This window comes from Halomonas sp. RT37 (genome assembly GCF_040070525.1).
Lineage (GTDB): Bacteria > Pseudomonadota > Gammaproteobacteria > Pseudomonadales > Halomonadaceae > Halomonas > Halomonas litopenaei.
This window is the reverse complement of sequence record NZ_CP098827.1, coordinates 120,407-140,722: the sequence shown is the minus strand read 5'-3', so window position 1 is coordinate 140,722 and position 20,316 is coordinate 120,407. Positions and strand designations below refer to the sequence as shown.

Here is a 20,316-nt window from a genome sequence, read left to right as displayed (position 1 = left end):
CGCGACGGCGGCAGCAGGAGGACAGCCCCAATGACAACCATAATGGTCACCACCATGATCGCCCTGCTGTTGCTGGGCTTCCCCATGATGATCCCGTTGATCACCGCGGCGGTCATCGGTTTCTTCATGATGTTCAACGGCCTGGACCAGATGGACACGCTGATCCAGCAGATGATGGCGGGCATCCGGCCGGCCTCGCTGATCGCCGTGCCGATGTTCATCCTCGCCGCCGACATCATGACCCGCGGCCAGTCGGCAGAGCGCCTGATCAACATGGTCATGGCCTTCATCGGCCACGTGAAGGGCGGCCTGGCGGTATCCACCGCGGCCTCCTGCACCCTGTTCGGCGCCGTGTCCGGCTCGACCCAGGCCACCGTGGTAGCGGTGGGCTCGCCGCTGCGCCCGCGCATGCTCAAGGCCGGCTACTCCGACTCCTTCACCCTGGCGTTGATCATCAACTCGAGTGACATCGCCTTTCTGATCCCGCCCAGCATCGGCATGATCATCTATGGCGTGATCTCGGGCACCTCCATCGGCGAGCTGTTCATCGCCGGCATCGGGCCAGGCCTGCTGATCCTGCTGATGTTCTCCATCTACTGCGTGCTCTACGCGGTGATCCGCGACGTCCCCACCGAGCCCAAGGCGTCCTGGAGCGAGCGTCTCTCCGCGGTGCGTCAGGCGCTGTGGCCGCTGGGCTTCCCGGTGATCATCGTCGGCGGCATCTACGGCGGCATCTTCAGCCCCACCGAGGCCGCCGCGGCCTGCGTGCTGTACGCGGTGCTGCTGGAGTTCGTGGTGTTCCGATCGCTGAAGATGAACGACATCTACGCCATCGCCAAGTCCACCGGCCTGATCACCGCGGTGGTGTTCATCCTGGTCGCCGTGGGCAACGGCTTCTCGTGGATCATCTCCTTCGCCCAGATTCCGCAGGCCATGCTCGAGGCGGCCGGGATCAACGAAGCGGGTCCCACGGGTGTGCTGATCGCCATCTGCATCGCCTTCTTCGTCGCCTGCATGTTCGTCGACCCGATCGTGGTCATCCTGGTGCTGACGCCGATCTTCGCGCCGGCCATCGAGGCCACCGGACTCGACCCGGTGCTGGTGGGTATCCTGATCACTCTGCAAGTGGCCATCGGCTCGGCGACGCCACCCTTCGGCTGCGACATCTTCACCGCCATCGCGATCTTCAAGCGGCCCTATCTGGACGTGATCAAGGGCACACCTCCGTTCGTGTTCCTGCTGATCCTGGCCGCGGCCCTGCTGATCATGTTCCCGCAGATTGCGTTGTTCCTGCGCGACGTCGCCTTCCGCTAGGCGGCGTCTATCGGATGCGCGGAGACCAAGCTTGAGGAGAGACCGATGTTCAATCGAATCCTGGTGGCGGTGGACGGCTCCAAGGGCGCCCTCAAGGCGCTGGAGAAGGCCGTTGGGCTGCAGTACCTGACCGGCGCCGAGCTCTACATCCTGTGCGTGTTCAAACACCACAGTCTGCTCGAGGCCTCCCTGTCGATGGTTCGCCCGGACAAGCTGGACCTGCCCGACGATGCCCTCAAGGAGTACGCCTCGGAGATCGCCGTGCATGCCAAGAACCACGCGGTGGAACTGGGGGTACCGCTGGAAAAGGTGCGCGCCTTCGTCAAGGGAGGCCGCCCCTCGCGCACTATCGTACGCTTCGCCCGCAAGCGCGAGTGCGACCTGATCGTGATCGGCGCCCAGGGCACCAACGGCGACGCCAGCCTGATCCTGGGCAGTGTCGCCCAGCGGGTGTCGGGGTCGGCGCAGTGTCCGACCCTGGTGGTCTAGCGCCACATTCATCACGGCTAGCACAGACGCAGCCGCAACCACAGGCCCGGGTCATGCCCGGGCCTGCCTCGTAGGGGGTAACGCGCGGCGGGTGCGGAACCCTTTTGCCCCTGTTACAGTCACAACAACGACACTCACACTACGGCCAACGCGCCAGCCAAGGATTTCCATGAAGACACTGCTGACTTCCGCCTCCCTGATCGCCCTGCTGGGCGCCGCTCCCATGGCCTTCTCCGCCCCCGAGAGCGACCAGGAAAAGCTTAGCTACAGCCTGGGTGTGACCCTGGGCCAGAGCATCAAGCAAGACGTGGAAGACCTCGACACGGATGCCTTCAGCGAGGCGATCAAGGACGTGTTCGCCGACGACGGCCTCGACATGACCGACGAGGAGATCGCCGCCGCCCTGACCAAGTTCCAGGAAGAGGCCATGGCCAAGCGCGCTGAAGAACAGCAGCAACGTGCCGAAGAGATGGCCCAGCAGGCGGACGCCAACAAGCAGGAAGGCGAGGCCTACATGGCCGAAAACGCCGACAAGGACGGCGTTACCACTACCGACTCCGGACTGCAGTACAAGGAGCTCGAGGAAGGTGACGGCGCCTCCCCCGAGGCCGGCGACACCGTGCAGGTCAACTACGAAGGCAAGCTGATCGACGGCACCGTGTTCGACAGCTCCTACGAGCGCGGCGAGCCGGTATCCTTCCAGGTGGGCCAGGTCATCGAGGGCTGGCAGGAAGCCCTGAAGATGATGAACGTGGGCGACACCTGGGAAGTCGTGATTCCGCCGGAGCTGGGCTACGGCGCGCGTGGCCAGGGCCCCATCGGCCCCAACGAGACCCTGATCTTCAAGGTCGAGCTGCTTGACGTGAACCCCAGCGACGAAGGCTGAGTCGATGACTCACCTTAGTCGTGCCAACGCCAGCCTCCTCGCGGGGCTGGCGTTTTTCGTGCTGGCACCTCAGGCCACGGCCGACTCCCCCGACGCCCTGCCCGCGCTGGGTCTCTCGAAGGACCGTCTGGCCACCATCGGCGTCTCGTCCGGCGGCTACATGGCCGCGCAGCTGGCGGTGGCCTGGCCCGAGCGCTTCGATGCACTCGGGCTGGTCGCCGCCGGCCCCTGGGGCTGTGCCCGGGGCGAGCTGGGAGTGGCGCTGGGTCAGTGCATGTTCACTCGCCTTGGCGACCCCGACCTGGCGGCGATCGACAGCCGCCTTGCGGACTACCGCGAGCTCGATCGCGCGGGTAGCGCTGAATCGCTCGACGACCTCAAGGTGTATCTCTGGCACGGTGAGGACGATGGCACCATCGATCCCGACGTCGGACACGCCGCCGCTCGACAATGGCGTGACTGGCTCGCCGACGATGATCAACTGAAGACGGTGTTTCAGGACGGCGCGGGGCACGGCTGGCCGGCGCTGGACGCCGCTGGCGAGGCGGGCCTGGCCGACTGCGAAGAGGGCGGTGCGCCTTTCCTGCTCGACTGCGGCCTGGACCTTGCCGGCGAGGCGCTGCGCTGGTGGTGGGACGATCTGGCGCCTGCCGGCGAGGCCGACGACCAGTGCCTGCTGGCCTTCGACCAGAGCGAGTTCGACGCCAAGGGACTCGCCGACACCGGCTTTGTCTATCTGCCGAAGCAGTGCGAAAGCGGCGACTGCGCACTGGTGGTGGCGCTGCATGGCTGCCAGATGGGCGTGGACGACGATGAAGGCGCAGCGACGCCATTCACCCGGGCAAGCGGCCTGAACCGTTACGCCAAGAGCAACGACCTGGTGGTGCTCTACCCCCAGGCCGAGGCAAGCCTGGCCAATCCCAAGGGATGCTGGGACTGGTGGGGGTTCAGCGAGAGCACGTGGCAGCGCGACCCTTTGCACGACAGCCGGGACGGCCGTCAGGTCAGCGCCCTGATGCAAATGGTCGATAGACTGCAGGAAGCGCCCTGAGGCAAATGGTCGACAGACTGCAGGAAGCGCCCTGAGGCAAATGGTCGACAGACTGCAGGAAGTTAGTTCAACGCCCGATCCAGCGCCGCCGAAAGCGGCCCCGGGGTCGGCGCGTGCAATACCCGTTCGATGATTTCGCCGCTGGCGTCCACCAGATAGAGCGAGGCCGAGTGATCCACCAGATACTCCACGGCGGATTCCGGCGTCTCGACCTTGCGCCAGACGACGCCGTAGCGCTCGCCGATATCGGCAAGCTCGGCCTGGCTACCGGTGGCGCCGATGAAGTCGTCGCCGAAGGCCTCAAGGTACTCCGACAACCGCTCCAGGGTGTCACGCTCGGGGTCCACCGAAATCATCAACGGCACCACCCGCCGACGCTGCTCTTCGGGCAGTGCCTGGCGCGCCTGGCGCACCACCGCCAGGCTCATGGGGCAGACGTCGGGACACCAGGTGTAGCCGAAGAAGATCACCGCCAGCTGGTCATCATCGAGATCACTCAGCGCAAAGTCGCCCACGGTCGACGCCAGGCGTATCTCACCAGCGACCAGCCCGTCCTGCTCGGCGGGCTGCCAGGGCTTGAAGGTCCACAACAGGGCCGCCGCCAGCATCACCACCGCCGCCAGGACCAGCCCCAGGGTCCGTCGATCGAAGCCGTGTCGTCGTTGCTGCTGTCGTTGCCGTCGAGTCATGGCAGGCTTCGCTCCACGTCCAGATCGAAGGTACTTCCGAGACGCCCACGCGGCGCATCGAAGCTGACCCGGGCACGCCAGGTCATGCGCTCACGGGTGCAGATGCCGAGCTGTCCCACCCCCTGAAAGCGGCCCGGTTCGCCGCCTTGCACGGCGTCGAGGTGGAAGCGATGCTCGCCCATGTCCATGCCGACCCCTTCGAACACCACCCGTACGTTCTGCGCTTCCACGCCGTCGACGCGCACTTCGAGGGGCAACGACTCCAGCGGGCGAATGTCACCCTCCACCGGGATCGCCAGGGTCAGCCGCTCATCCTCCTCGAGGCCGACGCCGCAGGGCCCCTGGTGCAGATCGCAGCCGGGCGCGGCCGGATACCAGGTCGTCTCCTGGTGATCGCCAAGCTCGTAGCGCAGCAGGTACCATAGGGCGATCAGCAAGGTGACCACGGTCACCGTGATCAGCAGGCGAAGCCGAGGACGACGGGCGCCGCGCGAGGCTGGGGACTGGCGCGAATGCATGTCGGAGGGCTGCCTCCAAAGGGAATGGGCGTAGGGTAAGCTTATCAGCAAAACTCCGACGCCCCCTGCGCGACAATGTCGCAGCCGTCAACGCGCGCTTACTCACGCTCGACGGCGCACTATTCTGCCACCGGCCTCGCCCGGACAAGGAACGTACATGGCCTCCATCACTGCGGCCCTGGGCCCGCTTTTTCTGCTTATCCTGCTTGGCGCCGTGCTGGGTGTCGGACGCATCCCAGGCGGGGACTTCTGGGCGCGCATGGAGCGCCTGATCTACTTTCTGCTGTTTCCCGCCATGCTGGTGGCGACCCTGGCCAGGGCGGACATCAGCCAGGTACCGGTGGCCAGGCTCGCCCTGGTGCTGCTGGGCACCATGCTGGTGCTCTCCGCTCTGCTGTGGTGGCTCAAGCCCCGCCTGAATCTCGACGCCGCCGCCTTTACCTCTGTCTTCCAGGGCGCGGTGCGCTTCAACACCTATGTCGGCGTCGCCGGCGCCGCTGCGCTGCACGGTCCCCAGGGCGCCACGGTGGCAGCGGTGGCCCTGGCGCTGATGATTCCCACGGTCAATGTGCTGTGCGTGCTGACCTTTATCGCCGCGGGCACCCTAGGTCGCTCGGGTCTATGGCGCTCACTGCTCGCCCTGGCCCAGAACCCGCTGATCCTCGCCTGCCTGATCGGCATCGGGCTCAATCTCTCGGGTATCGGCCTGCCGGGCTGGTCGGCGGGAACCCTGGAGCTGCTGGGACGCGCGGCGCTGCCGCTGGGGCTGGTGGCCGTAGGGGTGGCACTGCGACCCCAGGCCCTGCTGAGGCGCGATCTTGGCCTGTGGGTCTCGAGCCTGGTCAAGCTGGTGCTGATGCCGGCGCTGGTGCTGGTGCTGGCGTGGTTGCTGGGCCTCGACCCTGTCAGCCAGGATGTGGCGCTGCTGTACGCCGCCCTGCCCACCGCCACCTCCGCCTATATTCTGGCACGCCAGCTGGGCGGTGACGCTGAGCTGATGGCCGGACTGATCACCGCCCAGACCCTGGCGGCGATGATCAGCCTGCCGCTGTGGATGCAGCTGACCTGAGGGGCCAGGCGAGGCTTTATTAAAAAAGATTCTCGTTTGTGTTGACGAAACAAATGAGAATGATTTACGCTGAGGTTGTCGGCGTTGATGAGTCGCCGGCGCCAGATACCAGACATTGCCAGTCGCTATCTGGTTTCTCCTCCTCATTGCTAGTCACGGTCCTTGCGCCGCTTCCCTCTGGAAGCGGCTTTTTCATGGCCGCTTGGTTCAGTCCCGCGGCCAGCGCTCCTTCGCCTCGTTGCTCAAGACGTCCTACCACCGCTTGATTCCGCCATCCCGAGCCTCTGCCCGGTTTCGCCTGCTGTCTTGGCGCCGCCCCTCGCATGCGTCTCCCTTGGCAGAAAGCCAGCGAGTGTGAGCGGACACACTGCCTTAATAAAAAATATTCTCGTTACGCTTGACGAAGAAAATGAGAATGATTTACGCTGAGGTTGTCGGCGTTGATGAGTCGCCGGCGCCAGATACCAGACATTGCCAGTCGCTATCTGGTTTCTCCTCCTCATTGCTAGTCACGGTCCTTTCACCGCTCCCCCGGGAGCGGTTTTCTTTTTTCTGGCCATCGAGGCTTCTGGTCAACCTTGCCCCAAGGCGTTGGCTCCTGTTCGTCGCACCGCTCCCTGCGTCTCACCGCTCTCGTTCATCTCACCCCAGTGCCAGCGGCCTGGCCTCGCGGCTATTCGCAGCCCAGGGGCCTGCACCGCTCAGACGCTGGCGCAAGAGCCCAGCCAGGGCTTCCACCGCCGGCCATGAGGCGGCGGCGATGCGCCGGCTGAAGTACAGGCAGGCGTCACTGGTACCCAGGTGGGGCAGGCCCTCGGCCTCATCCAGCACGCGCATGCGCGGCGTCAGCCGTTGTCGATCGAGGATGCTCACGGCCAGGCCGACTTCCACGGCCTTTTCCACCGCATGGATGCTGGTACTGGTGAAGACCGCGTACCAGTCGCGCCCCTGACTCTCCAGGGCCTCGACCCCGAGAGAGCGGAATGGGCAGTCCAGCGGATGGAGCGCCAGCGGTAACGGCGCCTCGTCGGCGACGCGAAACTCACGGGACGCCGCCCACACCGGCGAGGTCTGCCACAGCGTTTCGCCATTGGTCAGCTGATGCGGACGGTCCAGCGCCACCGCCAGCGACAGCTCACCGCGCTCCAGGCGCCGGGCCAGCTCTCCGCTGGGCGCCGTGACCGCCTCGAGCAGCACATTGGGGTGGCTGGCCAGAAAGTCAGGCAGCACCTGCTCGACCAGATGCGGGGCGTAGCCCTCCGGCATGCCGAAGCGCACCCGCCCGCTGAGTCCCTGTCCGGTCAGTCGCGCCACCAGGCCGTCGTGCTGGCGCAGCAGCTCACGCGCCTCCTGCAGCAAGGCCTCGCCGGCCGGCGACGGCGACACTCCGCGCGGCCCACGGATCAGCAGGCGCGCATCGAGACGCTGCTCGAGGCGCTTGATCTGCATGCTCAAGGCACTGACGGTTCGGTGTCGCAACTCCGCCGCCGCCGCCAGACTGCCCTGCTGGGCCACCGTCACAAAGCTGCGCAGCGCCTCCAGATCCAGCGCCGCTCCCGTGTTCTCGGTCATCGTTGCTCCCCCTATGGCGCCAGACCACCCTACCCGAAGACTTCAACATTATTGAAGTCAGCGTGAAAAACGTTTCGCTACTCGAAAGGCTAGCACCACGGCAGACTGCTCATCCAGCGCTTCATCTATCCAGCGCTGCCGTCATCCACCCGTGCTCAAGGAGGCCCCATGCAGACGCTGCTACCCCGCCTGATCCCCCTGCTCCACCAGCTTCCCCGGCAGCTGGGCAAGCACTCGGGTGCCCTGATGGTCGCCACGGGCTTCGTGGTCTGCTGGAGCAGCGGTTTCGTCGGCAGTCGCATGGCGGTGGACCTGGACGTGCCGGTGATGGGGCTCTATGCCTGGCGCTTTGCCCTGGCAACCCTGCTGGCCTGGATGCTGGTGGTCTGTCGTCTGGGCCATCCGGGGCATCGCCCGAGCTGGCGCCAGGCAGGCCACGAGTTGCTCACCGGTGGTTTGACCGTGGGCGTCTACCTGCTGACGATGCTGGTGGCGGTGGCCGAAGGTGTGAGCGCCTCGGTGGCGGCGCTGATCGGCGCGCTGCAGCCGCTGGCGGCGGCGCTACTGGCACGGCACCTGCTCAAGGAGCGCAGCGACAGCGCACAATGGTGGGGCATGGGGGTAGCGACGCTCGGCGCCATGGCGATGATCGCTGGCGACATGCGCAGCGTCGGCGGCGCCCCCTGGTGGGCCTACCTGCTGCCGCTGGTCGCGGTCGCCGCGGTATCGATCGGCAGCATCCTGACGCCGCCGGCGACCGCCAGGCCCGGCGAGGAGAATGGCGGTGTGGTGTCGCTGTCACTGATCACCCGCCTGGCGCTGCAGCTGAGCGCGGCAACGCTGGTGTTCATGCTGGCGGCGGTGATGCTCGAACCAGGCCTGCCGGCGCTACCTCCGGCGACGCTGGACGCCTGGCTGACCATTGGCTGGCTGGTGGTGCTGGCCACCTTCGGTGGCTACGGCTTCTTCGTGGCGTGTCTGGGGCGCTTCGGGGTGACCCCGACCTCGGCGCTGATCGCGCTGACCCCGGCGGTGACGCTGTTGATGACGCTTTCGCTGTTCGGCGAGCGCCCGGATGGGCTGGGCCTGGCGGGACTGGTGCTGTCGCTGGGTGGCGCCCTGTGGGCGCTGGCGGCCGGGCGACGCGGCCAGGGCCGCGCCGCCGATGCCGGCGTCAGTCGACGCGGCGGAAGATCAGGTCCCAGACACCGTGACCGAGCCGTTCGCCCCGCGCCTCGAACTTGGTCAGCGGACGAAAGTCGGGACGCGGCACATAGGGCGCCGTCTCCGGGGTCGCGGTATTGAGGTAGCCCGGGGCTGCCTCCATCACCTCGGCCATCCATTCGGCGTAGGCTTCCCAGTCGGTGGCCATGTGCAGGGTTCCACCGCTGGCCAGGCGAGTCCGCACCAGCTCGACGAACGCCGGCTGGACGATGCGCCGCTTGTGATGCTTCTTCTTCGGCCAGGGGTCGGGGAAGAACAGCTGCAGGGTGGTCAGGCTGCCCTCGGGCAGGCACTGCTCCAGCACCGCCAGGGCATCCTCGCGGTAGACCCGCAGGTTGGTCAGCCCACGCTTGTCGGCTTCGTCGAGCAACTTGCCGACGCCCGGGGCGTGTACCTCGATCCCGATGAAGTCGGTGTCCGGGTGGGTCTCGGCCTGCTCGATCAGCGAGGCTCCCATGCCGAAGCCGATCTCGACCACCCTGGGCGCCTGGCGGCCGAACAGCGCATCGAGGTCCTGGCGCCCCTGGGCGAGGGTCAGTCCCAGCCGCGGCCAGACTTCCTCGAGCCCACGGGTCTGCGCCTGGGTCATGCGCCCGGCCCGCAGCACATAGCTCTTGATACCACGGCGATGCAGCGGTGCGTCCGGTCCTTCCGGGCCGGTGGTCTTGCCCTCGTCGGGGCGATCTTGGTCGGTCATGATGATGTCTGGGGGCGTGGTGAAAGTGTCAGGGCGAGGAAGCTGAGCAGGAGCGGCAGGCTGGGCCTTGCCGCTCCTGCGGGCTTCAGGCGTTGATGCGGCCGGCGAACGGCGATGACGCCTCGGCGCCGCGACGCGGCATGCGACCGGCGAGAAACGCCTGGCGTCCCGCCTGCACGGCATGCTTCATGGCCTCGGCCATCAGCACCGGCTGGCGCGCGTGGGCGATGGCGGAGTTCATCAGCACGCCGTCACAACCGAGCTCCATGGCCAGGGCTGCCTCGGAGGCGGTGCCGATCCCGGCATCGATCAGCACCGGGACCTTGGCCTGCTCGATGATCAGGCGCACATTGTGCGGATTCTGGATGCCGTGGCCGGAGCCGATCAGCGAGCCCAGCGGCATCACCGCGCAGCAGCCGATGGCCTCGAGTTCCCTGGCGACGATGGGGTCATCACTGGTGTAGACCATCACGTCGAAGCCATCGGCGACCAGCGTCTCGGCGGCCTTGAGGGTCTCCACCACATTGGGATAGAGGGTGTTGTCGTCCCCCAGCACCTCGAGCTTGACCAGCTTGTGGCCGTCGAGCAGTTCCCGCGCCAGCCGACAGGTGCGCACGGCATCCTTGGCGTTGTAGCAACCGGCGGTATTGGGCAGCAGGGTATAGCGCTCCGGCGGCACCACGTCGAGCAGGTTGGGCTCACCGGCCTCCTGACCCAGGTTGGTGCGACGCACCGCGAAGGTCACGACATCGGCGCCACTGGCGGCGATCGCCTCGCCGGTCTCGTCGAAGTCCTTGTACTTGCCGGTGCCCACCAAGAGACGCGAGGAAAAGGCGTGGTCGGCGACCCGCAGCGGGCTGTCCTGAAAGATGTCGGTCATGCTCAAGTCCTTCTCACGAAACGGAACCAGGCCGCCATCGAGCGGCACCTCTAAAGTCGTCGGTATCTACTGGCGGGTGGTTCGCCTCAGCCGCCGCCGATGGCATGGACGATCTCGATGCGATCGCCATCCGCCAGGCGGGTCTCGCCGTGCTGGCTGCGCGGCAGGATGTCCTCGTTGAGCTCGACGGCGATGCGGCGCCCGCCCAGACCCAGGGCGTCGATCAACTCCGCCACGGTCTGCTCACGGTCGAGGGCGTGGGGCTCACCATTTAGCTGAATCTGCATGGCCACCTCATTATCAAGATGTCGCGGGGGCAACATTGTAGCGGCTCGGGCCGCCGCGGGGTACGGTTGAGGGCAGATTCCTCTCTCTCGTCGTCAAGGAGCCTCGATGCCGGATCGTCACTGGTGGATCACCCTCGCCCTGTCCGGCGCCATGGTGGTGGCGCTCGGCGCCTTCGCCGCCCATGGCCTCGACGGACGCCTGCCTGAGCGTCTGACCGCCGCCTTTACCACCGGGGTACGCTACCAGGCCTGGCACACCCTGGCAGGCCTGGCGCTGCTGGCCTGGCGGGCCCAGCAGCCGCTGGCCGCCCAGCTGACGGCACTGAGGCTGTGGTCGGCAGGTATCCTGCTGTTCTCGGGTTCGCTGTACGCCATGGCCCTGGCCGGGCTCTACGGCGTCGGGCTCGGCCCACTGGGGCTGATCACACCGCTCGGCGGCGTGCTGTTGCTGCTTGGCTGGCTGGCGCTAGCCTGGGGACTATGGCGAGCCCGCGTGTGAGATAGCCTCTCAGTCGTTATCGGGCAGTACGTAGGTCGCCGTCACGTGCGCCACCGGCGCTTCGTCTCCGTCGGAGAACAGCTCCACCTCACCCACCGCCAGGCGGCGTCCCAGCTTGATCAAGCGGGCGTTGGCGATCAGATCGCGATCACCCCGGGCGCGCCGTAGAAAGTGGCAGTTGAGGTTGCTGGTGACCGCCATGGGCTCCGGCCCGATCTGGGCCAGGATGGCCACGTACAGGCAGACGTCCGCCAGTCCCATCATGGTCGGGCCGGAGACGCTGGCGCCGGGCCGCAAGTGTTCATCCTCGATGGCCAGGCTCATGGTGGCCCGCATCTCCGAGACGGCTTCGATGGTGCCCATGCGCTGGGGAAAGACGTCGTCCAGAAAATCCTCGATGGCGGCGGCGGTCATCACGGTCATGGTTCTCTCCCTGAAGGCAATCCGGCTCGTGATAGCTTCACCATAACTCAAGCCCGGATACGACGCCTCAACGCCCTCGCTGCTGTGGGCTTTCCCCTCGACACAACGACACACCCCCGGGGAGTCCCGGGGGTGTGTCCAGGGAAACGCCGCCTGGATCGCGGCGTTTGCTTGGCGTACTCGGTGGCGTCCCGAGTGTGTTACTTCGCCTTGTGGACCTGACGCCAGTGGTGCAGCAGCGGCTCAGTGTAGCCGGCCGGCTGCTCACGCCCCTTGAAGATCAGGTCGCTGGCCGCCTGGAAGGCGGTGGACTTGTCGAAGTCAGGGCTCATCGGGGTGTAGGCCGGGTCGCCTTCGTTCTGACCGTCCACCACCTTGGCCATGCGCTTGAGCGTCTCTTCCACACGCGCCGCGTCGACTACGCCGTGGTACAGCCAGTTGGCAATGTGCTGGCTGGAGATCCGCAGGGTAGCGCGGTCTTCCATCAGGCCCACGTCGTGGATGTCAGGCACCTTGGAGGCGCCGACGCCCTGCTCGACCCAGCGCACCACGTAGCCGAGGATGCCCTGACAGTTGTTGTCGAGCTCCTGCTGGATCTCGTCGTCGCTCCAGTCGGCGGAGGCGACCACCGGCACGGTCAGCAGCGCCTTGAGCAGATCATCGCGCTGCTCGCTTTCGTCCAGCTCCTCGAGTTCGCGCTGGACCTGGGCCACGTCGATCTGGTGGTAGTGCAGGGCATGCAGCGCTGCAGCGGTGGGAGACGGCACCCAGGCGGTGTTGGCGCCCGACTTGGGGTGGCCGATCTTCTGCTCGATCATCGCCGCCATCAGGTCCGGCATGGCCCACATGCCCTTGCCGATCTGGGCGCGTCCGCGCAGGCCACAGGCCAGTCCGACCAGCACGTTGCTGCGCTCGTAGGCCTGAATCCAGTCGGCACCCTTCATGTCGCCCTTGCGCAGCATGGGGCCCGCCTCCATGGCGGTGTGCATCTCGTCACCGGTGCGATCGAGGAAGCCGGTGTTGATGAACACCACCCGGCTGGTGGCCTCGTTGATGCAGGCCTTGAGGTTGACCGAGGTGCGGCGCTCCTCGTCCATGATGCCCATCTTGAGGGTATTGCGGGCCATGCCCAGCAGGTCTTCGACACGCCCGAACAGGGTGTTGGCGAAGGCCACTTCCTTGGGACCGTGCATCTTCGGCTTGACGATATAGACGGAGCCGGTGCGAGAGTTACGCGGCTGATCGTCACCCTTGTTGAGGTCATGCAGGGCGATCAGCGACGTCATGATGGCGTCGAGAATGCCCTCGGGCATTTCGTTGCCGTCGGCGTCGAGCACCGCCGGGTTGGTCATCAGGTGACCCACGTTGCGCACGAACAGCAACGAGCGTCCCGGCAGGGTCAACTCGGAACCATCCGGCGTGACGTAGTCACGATCCGGATTCAGGCGACGGGTGAAGGAACTGCCGCCCTTGGCCACCTCGGCGGTGAGGTCACCCTTCATCAGGCCCAGCCAGCTGGCGTAGACGCCCACCTTGTCCTCGGCATCCACCGCCGCCACGGAGTCTTCGCAGTCCATGATGGAGGTCAGCGCGGCTTCCACCACCACGTCCTTGACGTGGGCCGGGTCGGTCTTGCCGATGGGGTGGCTGTCATCGACCTGGATTTCCAGATGCAGGCCATGGTGGGACAGCAGCACGGCACTCGGCGCGGAGGCGTCGCCCTGGTAGCCCACCAGCTTGCCCGGATCCTTCAGGCCGGTCTCGCGGCCGCCGTCCAGAGACACCACCAGGTGGCCATCGCGCAGGAAGTACTTGACCGCGTCACGGTGGGAGCCGGTCGCCAGCGGTGCCGCCTGGTCCAGCACATTGCGGGCGTAGGCCACGACCTTCTCGCCGCGCTTGGGGTTGAAGCTCGAGCCCTTCTCGCAGCCATCCTCTTCGCTGATCACGTCGGTACCGTACAGAGCGTCGTAGAGGCTACCCCAACGCGCGTTGGCGGCGTTCAGCGAGTAGCGTGCGTTGTTCACCGGCACCACCAGCTGGGGGCCCGCCTGGGAAGCGATCTCGCGATCCACGTTTTCGGTGGTCACCTCGACCTTGGCCGGCGGATCGACCAGATAGCCGATTTCCTTGAGGAAGGCCTGGTAAGCGGCCATGTCGTTGACCGGCCCCGGGTGCTCACTGTGCCAGGCCGAGAGTTTCTGCTGCAGCGCGTCGCGCTCGGCCAGCAGGGCCTGGTTGGTCGGCGTCAGGTCGTGGAAGATGGCATCGACGCCCTTCCAGAAGGCATCGGCATCGATCCCCGTGCCAGGCAGCGCCTGTTCGGTGATGAACTGGTCCAGCTCGGCGGCCACCTGCAGGCGATGGCGAGAAATGCGTTGCGTCATTGGGTCTAGCTCCTCGTTGGGCCTTGGGTGCCCCCCTGGCACCTTCCAGCCGGACAGGGGAAAAGGTGACTGCTCCAGAATTATTTTGTGGAAAATCATTCCATTTGTAAACCGAAAACCCCGCTCTACCGCTCAAGGCTAGACCAAATGATGAGCTGTCGAGGGCCTTGTCGATTGGGAAACAGTGGTGCCGAACTCGCTGGGTCGCTAGCATGGAACAGGCAAGGAAGCCCAGACAGGAAGGTGTTGACGTGTGCTGGCGACTCCCTCATCTGACGCCGAAGGCCATACCTCCATGGCACAGGTGAGCAACGACGGCCTCCGGACGGTGTCAGAAGAAGCAGGTGGCCAACGATCGGTCAGGGTGCAACCAGGCGCAGGGTGATGACGCTACCCTCCACGCCATCTGGCCGTCCCAGCACAACCGAGTGCCGAGCAACGCACGCCACCGCCCCTTCCCAGCGGAGGACGCTATGACCGACTACACGCCCCTTGAGACCATCGAACGGCTGACCCCGGTGGCAAGACAAGGCGAAGGCTTGGTGGCGACAGCCGCCCCGGCCATGGCAACGACCCTTGAACGCTATCTGGCGCACTATCGGCTCGATGTCCTGCTCACCGAAGGGGTAACGCTGCACGCGGGTAATATCGAGACGCCACGCTTCCGCCTGTGGACTCAGGTATGGCGCCCGCCCCGCCCTCGGGGCACCGCGGTGGTGGTTCACGGCTACTACGACCACCTGGGCCTGTACCGCCACCTGCTCGAGCTGCTGCTGGAACTCGAGCTCACGGTGGTGCTGTGGGATCTGCCGGGACACGGGCTGTCCAGTGGGGATCGTGCCGACATCGACGACTTTGCCGACTACGGCGACTGCCTGCGTACGCTGCAGCAGCACCTGAGCGAAGCCGGCCTGGCCCAGGGACCTTGGGTCGGCGTCGGTCAGAGCACCGGCGGCGCCATCCTGGCCACCGATGCCCTGAGCCGGGGCGATGACGGCCACTGGTCGGCGCTGGTGTTGCTGGCGCCCCTGGTCAGACCCTGGGGCTGGACCCGAGCAGCCTGGGTCCATCGCCTGGTCAGCCCCTTTGTCTCCAGCGTGCCGCGCAAGTTTCGGGCGAACACCAATGATGACGACTTCGCCACCTTTCTGCGCGAACAGGACCCGCTCCAGCCCGTGCGCCTGCCCACCGGCTGGGTCAGCGCCATGCGCCGCTGGATGCCCCGCCTGATGCAGCTGCCCCCGTGCCAGCTACCGACCCTGATCCTGCAAGGCGAGAAGGACCTGACGGTGGACGGGCCCTGGAATCTGGCGGTACTCGGCAAGAAGTTTCCCGGCGCGCACATCTGCTGTCACCCGCAAGCCCGCCACCATCTGGTCAACGAGGCCGAGGCCATCCGCCTGGACCTTTTCGCCGAAGTGCGCCAATTTCTGGAACAACAGCTCAGTGAAGGGCCTCTACCGAAAAGGATGTCATCTCAATGCCCAGACGCTTGACCCGACAGACGGTACACCGCGCCGGCAGCCACTCCTCCTTGCTGCCCTGGCTGGCGCTGGTGCTGCTGGTCTGGCTGGCCGGCTGTGCCAGCGCCCCCGAGCGCCCCGAGACGCTGCGCCAGGCGCTGCTGGGCCTTGGCCAACAGGCGGCCGAGCGGGTCGCCGAGGCGCCGGCCCTGGCAGGGGAAACCCTGGCCGATCAGGTGCTGCTGCTGTCCCCGCCCAAGGTCGACGAAAGGCTGGAGCTTGGCGTCGGCCGCGTCCAGGAGAGCCTGACCCGTGGCCTGCTGGCGATCGACGACGGCCCCCAGGTGCTGGACTGGCAGCCCGGTGATACCCCCGCCGCCGATACCAATCAATGGCTGGTCGACAGCCGACTGATCGCCGATGGCCCACGCCTGACGCTGTCTGACCGGGAGCTTCTGCCCTACCGCTTCGAACTCCGCCTGCGCCGCCCCGGCGACGGTGCCGCGCTGTGGTCCACGGTCATCAGCGGCGCCTTCGACGCCGACGCGCTCTAGGGCTTGCTGAAAAGTGCCTGCGCTCGTCAACTTCTCGGGCGAAGCCTGGACCCGGGCAGGCGCTATGCCTGGCGATAACGGGTGCATGGAGCGACCGTGCGGCGCCCGTCAGCCCTTGCGCAACAGCCGATCCAGCTGTCGATAGCCGATGGCCTCGATCAGGTCGTCACGGCACGGACGCTCGCGCCCGGCCAGGTCGGCCAGGGTCAGCGCCACCCGCAGTACCCGGTGGTAGGCCCGGGCGGACAGCCGCAGGCGCTCAAGCGACTGCGCCAGCCAGGTGCGCTCGGCCACCTCCAGGGCGCAGGCTCGCTCCAGCGCGGCCCCGGCGAGCTGGGCGTTGAGCACTCCCCTCTGCTGCTGACGCTGACGCGCCGCCATCACGCGTCGGCGCACCATCTCGGTGCTTTCCCCCGGCTGATGCGACGTCAACTGTTCCACCGGCAGCGCCGGCACCTCCACCTGCAGGTCGATGCGATCGAGCAGGGGGCCGGACAGGCGCGCCTGATAGCGCTGGATCTGGGACGCGGTGCATACACAGTCCTGACGCGGATCCCCCAGATGGCCGCAGGGGCAAGGATTCATTGCGGCAACGAGTTGAAAACGAGCAGGAAATCGTCGCTCGTGGCTGGCCCTGGCGATATGGATCTCGCCGCTTTCCAGCGGCTCGCGCAACACCTCCAGCACCTGGCGACTGAACTCCGGCAGCTCGTCGAGAAACAGCACGCCGCGATGGGCCAGCGAGATCTCGCCGGGCCGCGGACGCGAGCCGCCACCGACCAGCGAGACCGCGCTGGCGGTGTGGTGAGGCGAGCGAAACGGACGACGGCCAAAGCCATCGGACAGGGGAAGCGCGCACACCGAGCGAATCGCCGCTACCTCCAGCGCCTCGTCATCGCCAAGCGGCGGCAAGAGCCCGGGCAGTCGGCTGGCCAGCAACGTCTTGCCGGTGCCGGGCGGCCCGGCAAACAGCAGGTTGTGCCCACCCGCCGCCGCCACCTCCAGCGCTCGCCGGGCCTGATACTGGCCACGCACATCGCACAGATCCAGCGCCGCAGGCCCGTCTTGCGGCGGTGCGACGGGTAGGTGAGCAACGAGGGGAATGCGCCCGACCAGGTGGGCGACGACGTCGAGCAGGTGCGCCGCCGGCAGCACCTCCAGTCCATTGACCAGGGCCGCCTCATCGGCGTTGGCCTCGGGCAGGATCAGGCGCCGCCCAGCCTGACGGGTGGCCATGGCGAAGGGCAGCATGCCGGCTACCGGCCGCAACCGGCCATCGAGGGCCAGTTCGCCGGCACACTCGACACCCTCCAGTGCGGCGGCGGGCAACTGGCCGGAAGCCACCAGCAGACCCAACGCGATGGGCAAATCGAAGCGTCCACCCTCCTTGGGCAGATCGGCGGGAGCAAGATTCAGGGTAATGCGGCGTAGCGGGTAGTCGAGGCCGCAGGTGGCGAGGGCGCTGCGCACCCGTTCGCGGCTTTCGCGCACTGCGGTCTCGGGCAGGCCGACCAGGGTCATGCCCGGCAGGCCGTTGGCCAGGTGTACCTCGACCTGCACCTCGGGGGCGTCCAGCCCCAGTCCCGCACGGGTGGCAATGATGGCAAGCGTCATGGGCTCCCTGCCTGACGGAAGGCTCATGACCAGTAGAGCACGCCCACCTCACCGGCGCCCCATGCCAGCCCCCCGCCAGGGCGGGCCGGCATATCTTGTGACGCTCTGCGTCCGAAGCCTCAGGCGGAGGGCTTGTCGGCTGAACCGCTCGACGCCTCGTCCTGCTTGCCCTGTTCCGGCACCGGCGGCACCGGTACCTCGGCGGCTTCCTCGGCCACGGCAGGCGCCGCGGTCGCTTCGCCAGCGGGCGCTGCACGTTCCTCGACCAGGCTCTCCAGCGCCGCTACCTGCTTTTCCAGCGCCTCGACCCGGGAGCGGGTGCGCTGCAATACGTCCATGAGGATGTCGAAATCCTCGCGTGACACCAGTTCGAGACGATCGAAGGCGCCACGCACCACCTGCTGGACCCCCTTCTGGATGTCTTCCGGGGCCTGGGAGGCGCCCTGCAAGCGCTCGCCGATCTGCTGTGCCAAACGGCTGATGCGATCCTGACTGACCATGATGGCTCTCCTTGAAACGTCGATGGGAACTCCGTTGCCGACAGGATACGCAAGCCGGGCGCCCAACGCATGCTTCGTGGCCCTTGCCCATTGGCGCCCGGCGCATTGGCGACTCCCTGATACCTACACGCGCCCCGGCACGCGACCCGACACAGCATGCTCGCCAATGACGCACCACCAATGCGCGCCAGCACCAAAACAGTGCATTAACTTTGATGCAGTGCCGCAAACTCGCGGGTGTTTTTCGTCTCTTGCTTTCCAAAACAACCACAAGCCATTGTAAACAAAGCTTTTGCCAAATTTATGGCACGTATATCGCTATGCATAGATATCCATGCACCGAGCGGAAACAAGCCGCCACCTTATGCACGTAGGGAGCCATGCCATGAAACTGATCACCGCCATCATCAAGCCCTTCAAGCTGGACGACGTCCGCGAGGCGCTGGCCGACAACGGCGTCCAGGGCATCACCGTGACCGAGGTCAAGGGCTTCGGCCGCCAGAAGGGCCACACCGAGCTATACCGCGGCGCCGAGTATGTCGTCGACTTTCTGCCCAAGGTGAAAGTCGAGGTTGCGATCGACGAGGCCCGACTGGACAGCGTGCTGGAAGCCATCTGCAACGCGGCCAACAGCGGCAAGATCGGTGACGGCAAGGTGTTCGTCACGCCGCTGGAAGACGTCATCCGCATTCGCACCGGCGAGCGCGGCTCCGACGCGGTCTGATCCCCGTCCCCTGACCCGACTTCCGATAAAAATATAGCGAGACACTTCCATGGTCGATATCAGTGAACTCAGCTACGCGCTGGACACCTTCTACTTCCTTATCTGCGGCGCCCTGGTCATGTGGATGGCCGCCGGTTTTGCCATGCTCGAGGCCGGCCTGGTCCGGGCCAAGAACACCGCCGAGATTCTGACCAAGAACATCGTGCTGTTCGCGGTCGCCTGCACCATGTATCTGCTGGTGGGCTACGCCCTGATGTACTCCTCCGACGCCGGCGGCTTCATCCCCAACCTCGGCTTCTTGATCGGCGCCGAAAACAGCGTCGATGCGGTGCTGGCAGGTGGTGAAGACGCACCCTACTACTCGGCCCGCGCCGACTTCTTCTTCCAGGTCGTGTTCGTGGCCACCGCCATGTCGATCGTCTCCGGCGCTGTCGCCGAGCGCATGAAGCTGTGGGCCTTCCTGGCCTTCGCCGTGGTCATGACCGCCGTGATCTATCCGGTCTCCGGCTACTGGACCTGGGGCGGCGGCTGGTTGTCCGAAGCAGGCTTCTCCGACTACGCAGGTTCCGGCATTGTCCACATGGCGGGTGCCGCTGCAGCCCTGGCCGGTGTGCTGGTGCTCGGTCCGCGCAAGGGCAAGTACGGCAAGAACGGCGCCATCTACGCCATTCCCGGTGCCAACATGCCGCTGGCGACCCTGGGTACCTTCGTCCTGTGGCTGGGATGGTTCGGCTTCAACGGCGGCTCCGAGCTCAAGCTCTCCGACGTGTCTTCCGCCAACAACATGGCCCAGGTGCTGGTGAACACCAACGCTGCCGCCGCCGGGGGTGTCATCGCCGCGCTGATCCTGGCCAAGATCTGGTTCCGCAAGGCTGACCTGACCATGGCCCTGAACGGCGCCATCGCTGGCCTGGTCTCCATCACCGCCGACCCGCTGTCCTCCACGGCCCTCGGCGCCACCCTGATCGGTGCAGTCGGCGGTGTCCTGGTGGTGGTCGCCATCGTGGTCCTCGACAAGCTGCGCCTGGACGATCCGGTCGGTGCCATCTCCGCCCACGGTGTGGCCGGTATCTGGGGTGTCCTGGCGGTCCCGCTGAACAACGCCGACGCCACCTTCGGCGCCCAGATGCTCGGCATCATCGGCATCTTCGCCTGGGTCTTCATCGCTAGCCTGGTCGTGTGGCTGATCATCAAGGCAATCATGGGTGTGCGTGTCAGCGAAGAAGAAGAATACGAAGGCGTCGACCTGGCCGAATGTGGTCTCGAAGCCTACCCCGAGTTTAACGTCGCCAAGAAGTAAGCCTGAGCTTACCCGCGACACCAGTGAGCTGGCGTGCTCCTCCTGGCCCCTTCGGGGGCCTTTTTTATTGCTGTTCGCCAGGGGTATGCTTTGTCACACTAGTCAGGACAGGCGCAACGGCGCGCCGCCAACGGGTTGGCGCCAGGCACGACCGACGCCGCCCCCACACGGACAGG

General features: G+C 66.3%; 20 protein-coding genes and 1 pseudogene. 11 read left to right on the top strand and 10 right to left on the bottom strand.

Features of this window, described 5'->3' with window-relative positions; translation table 11 throughout:
- The first annotated feature begins 30 nt into the window (after nucleotides 1-30).
- The 4 genes from NFG58_RS00635 to NFG58_RS00620 all read left to right on the top strand — a co-directional run bounded on the left by NFG58_RS00635 (nucleotide 31) and on the right by NFG58_RS00620 (nucleotide 3,740).
- Nucleotides 31-1,314 (top strand): TRAP transporter large permease, encoded by a 1,284-nt coding sequence (locus NFG58_RS00635; protein WP_045993923.1) that lies wholly within the window; start codon nucleotides 31-33, stop codon nucleotides 1,312-1,314.
- 45 nt (nucleotides 1,315-1,359) lie between these two features.
- On the top strand, nucleotides 1,360-1,803 hold the full coding sequence (locus NFG58_RS00630; RefSeq protein WP_045993922.1) for a universal stress protein: 444 nt from the start codon (nucleotides 1,360-1,362) through the stop codon (nucleotides 1,801-1,803).
- Nucleotides 1,804-1,972: 169 nt separating this feature from the next.
- Nucleotides 1,973-2,689, top strand: coding sequence for an FKBP-type peptidyl-prolyl cis-trans isomerase (locus tag NFG58_RS00625; protein ID WP_045993921.1), 717 nt, complete (start codon nucleotides 1,973-1,975; stop codon nucleotides 2,687-2,689).
- Nucleotides 2,690-2,693: 4 nt separating this feature from the next.
- On the top strand, nucleotides 2,694-3,740 hold the full coding sequence (locus NFG58_RS00620) for a PHB depolymerase family esterase (protein WP_348827395.1): 1,047 nt from the start codon (nucleotides 2,694-2,696) through the stop codon (nucleotides 3,738-3,740).
- Between the two features lie 62 nt (nucleotides 3,741-3,802).
- Here NFG58_RS00620 and NFG58_RS00615 read toward each other — a convergent pair whose 3' ends face one another.
- Nucleotides 3,803-4,429, bottom strand: coding sequence for an SCO family protein (locus NFG58_RS00615; protein WP_260425393.1), 627 nt, complete (start codon nucleotides 4,427-4,429; stop codon nucleotides 3,803-3,805).
- Nucleotides 4,426-4,947 (bottom strand): hypothetical protein, encoded by a 522-nt coding sequence (locus NFG58_RS00610; RefSeq protein WP_124805042.1) that lies wholly within the window; start codon nucleotides 4,945-4,947, stop codon nucleotides 4,426-4,428. The genes NFG58_RS00615 and NFG58_RS00610 overlap by 4 nt, the downstream gene beginning before the upstream one ends.
- A gap of 157 nt (nucleotides 4,948-5,104) precedes the next feature.
- On the opposite strand from NFG58_RS00610, the gene NFG58_RS00605 reads away from it, so the two are divergent.
- A complete protein-coding gene (locus NFG58_RS00605) occupies nucleotides 5,105-6,016 on the top strand; it encodes an AEC family transporter (protein ID WP_108131876.1) in 912 nt (303 codons plus the stop codon).
- 642 nt (nucleotides 6,017-6,658) lie between these two features.
- Here the strand turns inward: NFG58_RS00605 and NFG58_RS00600 are convergent.
- A complete protein-coding gene (locus NFG58_RS00600; protein WP_045993916.1) occupies nucleotides 6,659-7,588 on the bottom strand; it encodes a LysR substrate-binding domain-containing protein in 930 nt (309 codons plus the stop codon).
- Nucleotides 7,589-7,756: 168 nt separating this feature from the next.
- Here NFG58_RS00600 and NFG58_RS00595 point away from each other — a divergent pair.
- Nucleotides 7,757-8,704, top strand: a pseudogene (locus tag NFG58_RS00595) (DMT family transporter); the annotation flags it as partial.
- 58 nt (nucleotides 8,705-8,762) lie between these two features.
- Here the strand turns inward: NFG58_RS00595 and trmB are convergent.
- From trmB to thiS, 3 genes are all read right to left on the bottom strand, one after another.
- Nucleotides 8,763-9,509 (bottom strand): tRNA (guanosine(46)-N7)-methyltransferase TrmB, encoded by a 747-nt coding sequence (gene trmB / locus NFG58_RS00590; protein WP_045993958.1) that lies wholly within the window; start codon nucleotides 9,507-9,509, stop codon nucleotides 8,763-8,765.
- 85 nt (nucleotides 9,510-9,594) lie between these two features.
- On the bottom strand, nucleotides 9,595-10,389 hold the full coding sequence (locus tag NFG58_RS00585) for a thiazole synthase (RefSeq protein ID WP_045993915.1): 795 nt from the start codon (nucleotides 10,387-10,389) through the stop codon (nucleotides 9,595-9,597).
- An 86-nt stretch (nucleotides 10,390-10,475) separates the two neighbouring features.
- On the bottom strand, nucleotides 10,476-10,676 hold the full coding sequence (gene thiS, locus NFG58_RS00580) for a sulfur carrier protein ThiS (RefSeq protein ID WP_181248714.1): 201 nt from the start codon (nucleotides 10,674-10,676) through the stop codon (nucleotides 10,476-10,478).
- A 106-nt stretch (nucleotides 10,677-10,782) separates the two neighbouring features.
- On the opposite strand from thiS, the gene NFG58_RS00575 reads away from it, so the two are divergent.
- Complete coding sequence (locus tag NFG58_RS00575; protein WP_222568042.1) at nucleotides 10,783-11,175, top strand: DUF423 domain-containing protein; 393 nt, start codon at nucleotides 10,783-10,785, stop codon at nucleotides 11,173-11,175.
- Nucleotides 11,176-11,184: 9 nt separating this feature from the next.
- Here the strand turns inward: NFG58_RS00575 and NFG58_RS00570 are convergent, their stop codons facing one another.
- Nucleotides 11,185-11,598: a PaaI family thioesterase gene (locus NFG58_RS00570; RefSeq protein WP_045993913.1), complete on the bottom strand. Its 414-nt coding sequence runs from the start codon at nucleotides 11,596-11,598 to the stop codon at nucleotides 11,185-11,187.
- 200 nt (nucleotides 11,599-11,798) lie between these two features.
- Nucleotides 11,799-13,985, bottom strand: coding sequence for a malate synthase G (locus tag NFG58_RS00565; RefSeq protein WP_348827394.1), 2,187 nt, complete (start codon nucleotides 13,983-13,985; stop codon nucleotides 11,799-11,801).
- 473 nt (nucleotides 13,986-14,458) lie between these two features.
- Between NFG58_RS00565 and NFG58_RS00560 the strand changes: the two genes are divergently transcribed.
- Together NFG58_RS00560 and NFG58_RS00555 are read left to right on the top strand one after the other, a co-directional pair.
- Nucleotides 14,459-15,481 carry an alpha/beta hydrolase gene (locus NFG58_RS00560; protein WP_052704447.1) on the top strand — a complete coding sequence of 341 codons (1,023 nt, stop codon included), beginning with the start codon at nucleotides 14,459-14,461 and terminating at the stop codon, nucleotides 15,479-15,481.
- A complete protein-coding gene (locus NFG58_RS00555) occupies nucleotides 15,466-16,002 on the top strand; it encodes a hypothetical protein (protein WP_348815130.1) in 537 nt (178 codons plus the stop codon). Before NFG58_RS00560 ends, NFG58_RS00555 begins: the two co-directional genes overlap by 16 nt.
- Nucleotides 16,003-16,110: 108 nt before the next feature.
- Here NFG58_RS00555 and NFG58_RS00550 read toward each other — a convergent pair whose 3' ends face one another.
- Entirely contained in the window at nucleotides 16,111-17,616 is a 1,506-nt protein-coding gene (locus NFG58_RS00550; protein WP_348827393.1) for a YifB family Mg chelatase-like AAA ATPase, read from the bottom strand.
- Between the two features lie 119 nt (nucleotides 17,617-17,735).
- Nucleotides 17,736-18,116: an accessory factor UbiK family protein gene (locus NFG58_RS00545; RefSeq protein ID WP_045993910.1), complete on the bottom strand. Its 381-nt coding sequence runs from the start codon at nucleotides 18,114-18,116 to the stop codon at nucleotides 17,736-17,738.
- 385 nt (nucleotides 18,117-18,501) lie between these two features.
- Here NFG58_RS00545 and NFG58_RS00540 point away from each other — a divergent pair, with 385 nt between their 5' ends.
- Both NFG58_RS00540 and NFG58_RS00535 read left to right on the top strand, forming a co-directional pair.
- Nucleotides 18,502-18,840 (top strand): P-II family nitrogen regulator, encoded by a 339-nt coding sequence (locus NFG58_RS00540; RefSeq protein WP_045993909.1) that lies wholly within the window; start codon nucleotides 18,502-18,504, stop codon nucleotides 18,838-18,840.
- 49 nt (nucleotides 18,841-18,889) lie between these two features.
- The gene (locus NFG58_RS00535) at nucleotides 18,890-20,140 is read left to right on the top strand and encodes an ammonium transporter (RefSeq protein ID WP_348827392.1); all 1,251 of its coding nucleotides are present in this window, start codon (nucleotides 18,890-18,892) and stop codon (nucleotides 20,138-20,140) included.
- Nucleotides 20,141-20,316 lie beyond the last annotated feature (176 nt).

Bases quoted from the DNA above. Each gene is read 5' to 3' on its own strand.
- NFG58_RS00585 (WP_045993915.1), bottom strand. From the start codon at position 10,389: ATGACCGACATCTTTCAGGACAGCCCGCTGCGGGTCGCCGACCACGCC.
- NFG58_RS00625 (WP_045993921.1), top strand. From the start codon at position 1,973: ATGAAGACACTGCTGACTTCCGCCTCCCTGATCGCCCTGCTGGGCGCC.
- trmB (WP_045993958.1), bottom strand. From the start codon at position 9,509: ATGACCGACCAAGATCGCCCCGACGAGGGCAAGACCACCGGCCCGGAA.
- NFG58_RS00560 (WP_052704447.1), top strand. From the start codon at position 14,459: ATGACCGACTACACGCCCCTTGAGACCATCGAACGGCTGACCCCGGTG.
- NFG58_RS00620 (WP_348827395.1), top strand. From the start codon at position 2,694: ATGACTCACCTTAGTCGTGCCAACGCCAGCCTCCTCGCGGGGCTGGCG.
- NFG58_RS00545 (WP_045993910.1), bottom strand. From the start codon at position 18,116: ATGGTCAGTCAGGATCGCATCAGCCGTTTGGCACAGCAGATCGGCGAG.
- NFG58_RS00540 (WP_045993909.1), top strand. From the start codon at position 18,502: ATGAAACTGATCACCGCCATCATCAAGCCCTTCAAGCTGGACGACGTC.
- NFG58_RS00535 (WP_348827392.1), top strand. From the start codon at position 18,890: ATGGTCGATATCAGTGAACTCAGCTACGCGCTGGACACCTTCTACTTC.
- NFG58_RS00570 (WP_045993913.1), bottom strand. From the start codon at position 11,598: ATGACCGTGATGACCGCCGCCGCCATCGAGGATTTTCTGGACGACGTC.
- NFG58_RS00555 (WP_348815130.1), top strand. From the start codon at position 15,466: ATGCCCAGACGCTTGACCCGACAGACGGTACACCGCGCCGGCAGCCAC.
- NFG58_RS00565 (WP_348827394.1), bottom strand. From the start codon at position 13,985: ATGACGCAACGCATTTCTCGCCATCGCCTGCAGGTGGCCGCCGAGCTG.
- NFG58_RS00615 (WP_260425393.1), bottom strand. From the start codon at position 4,429: ATGACTCGACGGCAACGACAGCAGCAACGACGACACGGCTTCGATCGA.
- NFG58_RS00575 (WP_222568042.1), top strand. From the start codon at position 10,783: ATGCCGGATCGTCACTGGTGGATCACCCTCGCCCTGTCCGGCGCCATG.
- NFG58_RS00600 (WP_045993916.1), bottom strand. From the start codon at position 7,588: ATGACCGAGAACACGGGAGCGGCGCTGGATCTGGAGGCGCTGCGCAGC.
- NFG58_RS00605 (WP_108131876.1), top strand. From the start codon at position 5,105: ATGGCCTCCATCACTGCGGCCCTGGGCCCGCTTTTTCTGCTTATCCTG.
- NFG58_RS00610 (WP_124805042.1), bottom strand. From the start codon at position 4,947: ATGCATTCGCGCCAGTCCCCAGCCTCGCGCGGCGCCCGTCGTCCTCGG.
- NFG58_RS00630 (WP_045993922.1), top strand. From the start codon at position 1,360: ATGTTCAATCGAATCCTGGTGGCGGTGGACGGCTCCAAGGGCGCCCTC.
- thiS (WP_181248714.1), bottom strand. From the start codon at position 10,676: ATGCAGATTCAGCTAAATGGTGAGCCCCACGCCCTCGACCGTGAGCAG.
- NFG58_RS00550 (WP_348827393.1), bottom strand. From the start codon at position 17,616: ATGACGCTTGCCATCATTGCCACCCGTGCGGGACTGGGGCTGGACGCC.
- NFG58_RS00635 (WP_045993923.1), top strand. From the start codon at position 31: ATGACAACCATAATGGTCACCACCATGATCGCCCTGCTGTTGCTGGGC.